The sequence below is a fragment of the Cylindrospermum sp. FACHB-282 genome, from assembly GCF_014697195.1.
In the GTDB taxonomy this organism is placed as follows: Bacteria; Cyanobacteriota; Cyanobacteriia; order Cyanobacteriales; family Nostocaceae; genus Cylindrospermum.
In genome coordinates this window covers 23,036-30,061 of the sequence record NZ_JACJRJ010000067.1, presented here as the reverse complement: position 1 = coordinate 30,061, position 7,026 = coordinate 23,036, and the positions used below count along the sequence as shown (strand labels likewise).

6 protein-coding genes and 1 pseudogene are annotated in these 7,026 nt (G+C 44.2%); 6 read left to right on the top strand and 1 reads right to left on the bottom strand.

The features are described from left to right. The 3 genes and pseudogenes from H6G32_RS24210 to H6G32_RS24200 all read left to right on the top strand — a co-directional run. Window positions 1-1,001: RNA-guided endonuclease InsQ/TnpB family protein (locus tag H6G32_RS24210; RefSeq protein WP_190462963.1), on the top strand; the 1,001-nt coding region annotated here is incomplete at its 5' end. A gap of 36 nt (window positions 1,002-1,037) precedes the next feature. After that, window positions 1,038-1,295, top strand: a pseudogene (locus tag H6G32_RS24205) (Uma2 family endonuclease); the annotation flags it as partial. Between the two features lie 86 nt (window positions 1,296-1,381). Next, a complete protein-coding gene (locus tag H6G32_RS24200; protein WP_190462962.1) occupies window positions 1,382-2,275 on the top strand; it encodes an SDH family Clp fold serine proteinase in 894 nt (297 codons plus the stop codon). Window positions 2,276-2,339: 64 nt separating this feature from the next. Here H6G32_RS24200 and H6G32_RS24195 read toward each other — a convergent pair whose 3' ends face one another. Then, entirely contained in the window at window positions 2,340-3,074 is a 735-nt protein-coding gene (locus H6G32_RS24195) for a peptidoglycan-binding domain-containing protein (protein ID WP_190462960.1), read from the bottom strand. A 263-nt stretch (window positions 3,075-3,337) separates the two neighbouring features. Here H6G32_RS24195 and H6G32_RS24190 point away from each other — a divergent pair, with 263 nt between their 5' ends. From H6G32_RS24190 to nusA, 3 genes are all read left to right on the top strand, one after another. Beyond that, a complete protein-coding gene (locus H6G32_RS24190) occupies window positions 3,338-4,786 on the top strand; it encodes a hypothetical protein (protein ID WP_190462958.1) in 1,449 nt (482 codons plus the stop codon). Window positions 4,787-4,990: 204 nt separating this feature from the next. Continuing rightward, window positions 4,991-5,452, top strand: a complete 462-nt coding sequence (gene rimP, locus H6G32_RS24185) for a ribosome maturation factor RimP (RefSeq protein WP_190462956.1) — start codon at window positions 4,991-4,993, stop codon at window positions 5,450-5,452. 212 nt (window positions 5,453-5,664) lie between these two features. Beyond that, window positions 5,665-6,942: a transcription termination factor NusA gene (gene nusA / locus H6G32_RS24180; RefSeq protein WP_190462954.1), complete on the top strand. Its 1,278-nt coding sequence runs from the start codon at window positions 5,665-5,667 to the stop codon at window positions 6,940-6,942. The last annotated feature ends 84 nt before the right edge of the window (window positions 6,943-7,026 follow it).

The window sequence follows — 7,026 nt, the reverse complement described above, 5'->3', positions numbered from 1 at the left end:
AGCGGTTAGAGAATATTCCGGACTGGGTGAAAAGTATCCCTGGTCATCAACGACAAGAAGCTTGCTTTGAAGCTTATGATGCATTTAACCGTGCCCAGAAAGATGGAGGGTCAGCCAAATTTAAATCAGTCAAAACAACAAGCCAAACCATCCAATTCAAAGTTGGTAATTTCAAAAATGGTACGTGGTATTGCCAGAAGACCAAAGGCTTGAAATTTACCACAATTAATCAAGCTGTACCGGATGAATGTTTTTATGGAACAGAGCTTATATACCGTCGTGGTAAATGGTTTGGCTGTTTTCCCTGTGTCGCAGAAGTTCTCACTACTGGCAGTGACCGAGTAATTGCCCTTGACCCAGGAAATCGCACTTTCTTGACTGGATTTGATGGCGAAAACGTCTTAGAGATTGGCAAGGGAGATATCGGACGCATACAAAGATTGTGTCAGCACCTTGACAGATTGATCAGCCGTTCCACTCAAGTTAAAGCATCTCTTCGCCGAAAGATGCGTATTGCTGCAAACCGTGTTAGAGAAACAATTCAAAATCTAATTAAGGATTTGCATAATAAGGCTAGCAACTTGTTAGTTAATTCTTACAAGGTAATCTTTCTTCCCACTTTTGATTCTAGCCAGATGGTGCTTAAAAATCAAAGCGGGAAAAAACGCAAGATTAACAGCAAGTCAGTCCGTCAGATGCTGACCCTTTCTCATCACCGTTTTGAACAACATCTCAAGCAAGCGGCATTCAAGAAAGGCGTATTAGTTGTACTTTGCAATGAATCTTACACATCTAAAACTTGCGGTAACTGCGGTCAGATTCACCACAAATTAGGTGGCTCAAAAACCTTTAAATGCCCACATTGCGGAACAATCATATCTCGTGATGTAAATGACGCACGTAATATCTTGTTACGTGCTTTGCAGGCAACTGCCTTCACCGTGACGCATGATTCTATTATGCTGTCGGATTCCTCCGAATTGACGGGAAGCTATAGTTAATCACGTTTAGGCGTTTTGATTAGCTTAAAAGTTGCACACTATGAACCAATGAATTTAACTGAGGGACGTTTACCAATGCCAGAATTGGGTTTAAGTTTGGGATTATGGCAGGGGACGTTTAGAGATATTCCCAAGTTGTGGTTAAGGTGGTTTACTTTGGCAGGAGAATTAATTCTTGAACCGGCAGAAGAAGCTGCTGTGGCTAAACAGGATGCTGCTCAAGCAAAAAGAAAAGCCGAACAACTAGCAGCACGGTTGCGTCAGTTAGGCATAAACCCCGATAAAGTGGGTTAAAAATATATAACCCTTGAGATAGAAATGCGATCGCCTAAAACTTGTCACCATAAAAAGAGCGATGTCGTTTCTCAACCATCAATCCTATGGGCTTTGGTATCGGTGACTTATTTTGGATCTTCCTCCTCCTCTCCTCCCTGCAACCCCTTTGGCAAAAACGCCAAATCGAATATCGCCGCTTCCGGACTTTGCAGGAATTCCAACGGGAACGTAACAGCCGCGTGATTTTGCTGATTCACCGCCAAGAGTCCATCAGCTTACTGGGAATTCCGATATCGCGCTACATTACTATCGAAGACTCAGAACAAATACTGCGGGCAATTCGCCTCACCCCGCCAGATGTGCCCATTGACTTAATTTTGCATACTCCTGGGGGTTTAGTTTTAGCTACCGAACAAATTGCTAGAGCATTAATTCGCCACCAGGCAAAAGTCACCGTCTTTATACCCCACTACGCCATGAGTGGCGGCACAATGCTGGCCCTCGCAGCTGATGAAATTATTATGGATGCCAACGCAGTCTTAGGGCCAGTTGATCCCCAACTCGGTAACTACCCAGCAGCAAGTATCCTGAAAGTCGTTGAAGATAAACCCATCAGTGAAATCGACGACCAAACCCTAATTATGGCAGACCTGTCACGCAAAGCAATTCAGCAGGTGCAGCGCTTTGTACGGACTCTGCTCAAAGACAATATACCAAAACAAAAAGTTGAGCCAATAAATATCGAACCGATTATCGAAGCCTTAACAACTGGGCGCGTTACCCACGATTATCCCATCACCGTCGAAGAAGCAACAGAAATGGGGCTACCCATAACTGTCGGACTGCCCCATTCTATTTACCAACTCATGGATTTATATCCTCAACCACAGGGAGGGCGACCCAGCGTTCAGTATATTCCCATGCCTGACGATGACCGTCGTCCCATTTTACCCACACCCAAGGGCAGACCTTTAGAAGAAGCAAATCCGAGAACTTGAAACTTTGGGGTGACGCCTATTGACACTCTCAGGTCTAAAGACACGCTATTATCAAATCCTGTACTTAAAGTGTTGGCGTCGCTGTTGGCGTTGGCGTCACTGTTGGCTTTGGTGTAGCTGTTGGTGTTGGCGTCACTGTTGGCTTTGGTGTAGCTGTTGGCTTTGGTGTCGCTGTTGGCTTTGGTGTAGCTGTTGGCTTTGGCGTCGCTGTTGGCTTTGGTGACGCTGTCGGCTTTGGCGTCGCTGTCGGTTTTGGCGTCGCTGTTGGCTTTGGCGTCGCTGTCGGCTTTGGTGACGCTGTCGGCTTTGGTGACGCTGTCGGCTGGCCGATAATTGCCTTAGCCGCTTCATTCAACTTCTGGCGGACTGCTAAATTAGCAATTCCGGTTTCTTGCAGTTGATTATTTTTCTGAAACTCCTTCACCAACTCTTCCGTCCGGGAGCTGTAAAATTGATCGCGGGGGAGAGGAGGATTAGGCTTAAGCACCGCATTCAAATTTCCTTGCAGTATTTGAATGATATTGGCGGCAAAATCTTGGGTTTTTGGGCCTGCTTTGCCATCAACAGTCAGCTTGTAACCCTTTTGAAATTCACTGATTGCCTTTTTAGTTTCTTCATCCGTCAAAGGCGTATTTGTTACCTTGACGTTATAGCCCAATCCCCGCAATACAGCCCGGAATTCCTCCGGCGTATAGTTACGCTGACGGGCAGCAAACCCTGGAGATGAAATTACCACGCTAGCAGCCACTAGGCAAGTAATAGCAATGGTTGTACTTGATTTTCCCAACCCACACCACATAGTTGAAACTCCTTTCGTTGAAATCAGCAGAATAGAGAGGTTAACAGGTGCATTTTAAGTTTGTTTCACCTTTCTTTTTCGATTATTAATGATTGTTGATTAACTTGAACAGAATTGATTAAATTTAACTAACATTAAATAAAAATAAATTTTTATCTTCCACCAATAGACTTATCTTGTATTAGCAATGGTAATGTTCTACAAAGACGGGCAACTATCTTAAGAAAAATCACGTAGACTAATTGTATTGTAATTAACGGATAATGATTAACTTAAAAACTCAAAAGCGGCGGAACCTTTGGTTTGAAAGACTGATGGCTATTACTGCCACTGTTAACTTAGGTTTAGTTTTATTTGATTTAAGTTACATACCTTGGCACGATTTCTACTTACGAAGATTTCCCCAAGTGACCCAAATTTATGATTCCATAAAAGGTATTCAACCCCATCGGGAAACGAACCAGTATCTGCAAGCAGTCGCAGCATTAGAAAAACAGGTAAGCCAGACAGGGTTAAAGTCACCCCAGGCAAAAGCCCAGCTAGCCCAACTCAGTAATCTCAGTGCCGAGATGATTAACAGCAATCCTTTTGCCGGAGTCGGTAAGAGCGGGACACTGGAAAAAATCAAAAATCGGATGCGGGAACGCACAGGCAAAGAGTCTGCAAAACGTGCCTTTGAGACTTTTTGGAGTCAGGAGTATTTAGTTAAACATGGCTGGAACCAAGAAATTAATTTTTTCAACCTGAAAATTCGCCCTGGCATTGCCAGTAACTACTACCGAAAAATAGGGGAAAATGGCGATTTTCTGGATAATTTCTGGATAATTGACTTACCGTTTGTGGTTTTATTCGGCATAGAATTGCTGGGGCGTACCTTCTACATCAGACGCCAACATCCCCATTTAAACTTGTTAGAAGCCGTGTTGTGGCGTTGGTATGACTTATTTTTACTGCTGCCATTTTGGCGTTGGTTACGAATAATAACAGTATTAGTCCGCCTTGATCAAGCGCGGTTATTGGATTTCCATCTAGTGCAGCGGCAATTGAATCAAGGGATTGTGGCAAATTTTGCCGAGGACATCACAGAAATTGTGGTGGTAAGGGTAATTAACCAGATTCAGGGTTCAATTGGGCGGGGAGAACTAACACGCTGGCTGTCGCAACCAGAGAACCTGCGCCCCTACATAGATATTAATAATATAAATGAGGTGGAAGCGATCGCAGGTCTTTTGGTACAAACAGTTGTTTATCAAGTACTACCCAAAATCCAACCAGAGATCATTGCCATCTTGCGCCACAATATCGAAACTGTGTTTCAACAAATCCCCATCTACCGCCACCTACTAACCCTACCAGGGGTGGAACAAGGGCAAATCCAGTTAAGTGAGCAACTAGCCACCCAAATTACAACAAACCTTTACAATGCACTGTTCTCCGCAGTCAAAGATCCCGTTGCTGCCAAACTCTCTGCTCAACTAGTAGAGAAATTTAGCGCCGCCTTGGGAACAGAAATTCAGAAAAAACACGTACTTTCACAACTTGAAAGCTTACTTTGTGACTTCCTAGAAGAAGTCAAGATTAATTACGTCCAGCGCTTATCCCAAGAGGATATCGACCAAATTATCGAGCAAACTAGGCAGATGCGAACACAAACATCAGTTCAGCCAATGGTGGATAAAAGCACCGCTCTCCCAGAATCGAGGCAAAAATAGACCAGAGCAGAGAAAGCATAATTCATGCCCAATGCCCAATGCCCAATGACAATTGACTATTGTTAATTTCTAGCATCTCCCCTCAAAGAAATGCGCTAAACTCATCTTAAGGGCGAACCAATGTTGGTTCGTCACAAAACTTCTTGGAAGATATCCCTATCGCAGGAAGTGGGTCAGTGCCCACTTTTTTTATTGAATTCTCGCATGACTCATCCCTTAGTACCACAAATCATTGACTTAGCAACACCAGTGGCAGAAGAACTGGGGTTGGAAGTTGTCGGCATAGTCTTTCACACTAACCAACGTCCGCCAGTGTTACGGGTAGACATCCGCAATCTCCAGCAGGACACTGGTTTAGATGATTGCGAGCGGATGAGTCGTGCTTTAGAAGCCGAATTAGATGCGTCGGAGATCATTCCAGATGCTTATGTGTTAGAAGTATCCAGTCCTGGTATTTCGCGGCAACTAGTTACTGACAGGGAGTTTATTTCCTTTAAAGGATTTCCTGTAATTATCTCCACTTCCCCACCCTACGATGGACAGCAAGAGTGGACTGGTCAGTTGATTCGCCGGGATGAGACAACAGTTTACTTAAACCAAAAAGGTCGTGTAGTCGAAATTTCCCGTGCCCTTATTACCAGGGTGCAGCTGGATGAGCGCCACTAGCCGATTTTAGATTTTAGATTTTAGATTTTAGATTTTGGACTGGTGACGACAGGCGGTTTGCCCGTCATTCGGGACTGGTGAGAGCAAACTAGGTAATGGTAATACCAGCCATACCAGTTACTCATCACCAATTCTGCATCTCTAATCTAAAATCCAAAAATTAAAATCCAAAATTGTCTTGGCTGCTTACATAAAACTAAAGGAGATTGCTTATGTCAATGGTTAGTTTACCCGGATTAAAAGAATTAATTGAAAGTATAAGTCGGGAAAGAAATTTACCACGTCTGGCAGTTCAATCAGCTATTAGAGAAGCACTGCTCAAAGGTTACGAACGTTATCGTCGTGCCCAAAATCTGGAGCGCAAACAGTTTGATGAAGATTATTTTGATAATTTTGAAGTAGAACTCGATATTGATGGCGAAGGATTTCGCGTTCTCTCTACTAAAAGCATCGTCGAAGAAGTTAGCAATTCCGACCATCAAATTTCTTTAGAAGAAGTTCAACAAGTAGCTCCTGAAGCCCAATTAGGGGACTCTGTGGTACTAGATGTCACCCCAGATCAAGGAGAATTTGGTCGCATGGCGGCGATGCAAACCAAGCAAGTACTGGCACAAAAACTTCGGGATCAACAACGCCAGATGGTGCAAGAAGAGTTCCAAGACTTAGAAGGAACTGTTCTCCAAGCTAGAGTACTGCGGTTTGAGAGGCAATCTGTGATTTTGGCAGTCACCAGTAACTTTGGTCAGCCAGAAGTGGAAGCTGAATTACCGAAAAGGGAACAGCTGCCCAATGATAATTATCGGGCAAATGCCACCTTTAAGGTATATCTCAAAAAAGTTTCTCAAGGACAGCAACGGGGGCCGCAGCTGTTAGTATCTCGTGCCGACGCTGGGTTAGTGGTTTATCTGTTCGCCAACGAAGTGCCGGAAATCGAGGATGAAGTGGTGCGGATTGTAGCCGTAGCCAGGGAAGCCAATCCCCCCTCCCGTTACGTGGGCCCCCGGACTAAAATAGCAGTTGATACCTTAGATCGCGATGTAGACCCAGTTGGTGCTTGTATAGGAGCTAGGGGATCACGAATTCAAGTCGTAGTCAATGAACTACGCGGGGAAAAAATAGACGTGATTCGCTGGTCTCCAGACCCAGCAACCTACATTGCCAATGCCTTAAGTCCAGCACGGGTGGATGAAGTACGGCTCATGGAACCGGAAACTCGGCAAACTCATGTACTAGTAGCGGAAGATCAACTAAGTTTAGCTATTGGTAAAGAAGGACAAAATGTCCGATTAGCAGCGCGCCTGACTGGTTGGAAAATTGACATCAAAGATAGAGCCAAGTACGACTATGCAGGAGAAGATGCTAAATTTGCCGCCGCCCGTGCAAAATATCAACCGGAGGAAGATGATTTTGAAGAGGAGGAACTAGAGGATGAAAATCAAGAAGAACTAGAATTAGAGGATGATAATTTTGACAATAGTGAGGACGACTAATACCCCGTTCCATGGAAATATCTGAATAGCCTCCTGGAGTTGTTGACAGTCCACTGTTAACTGTCAACCCCTAAATAGCAGGTA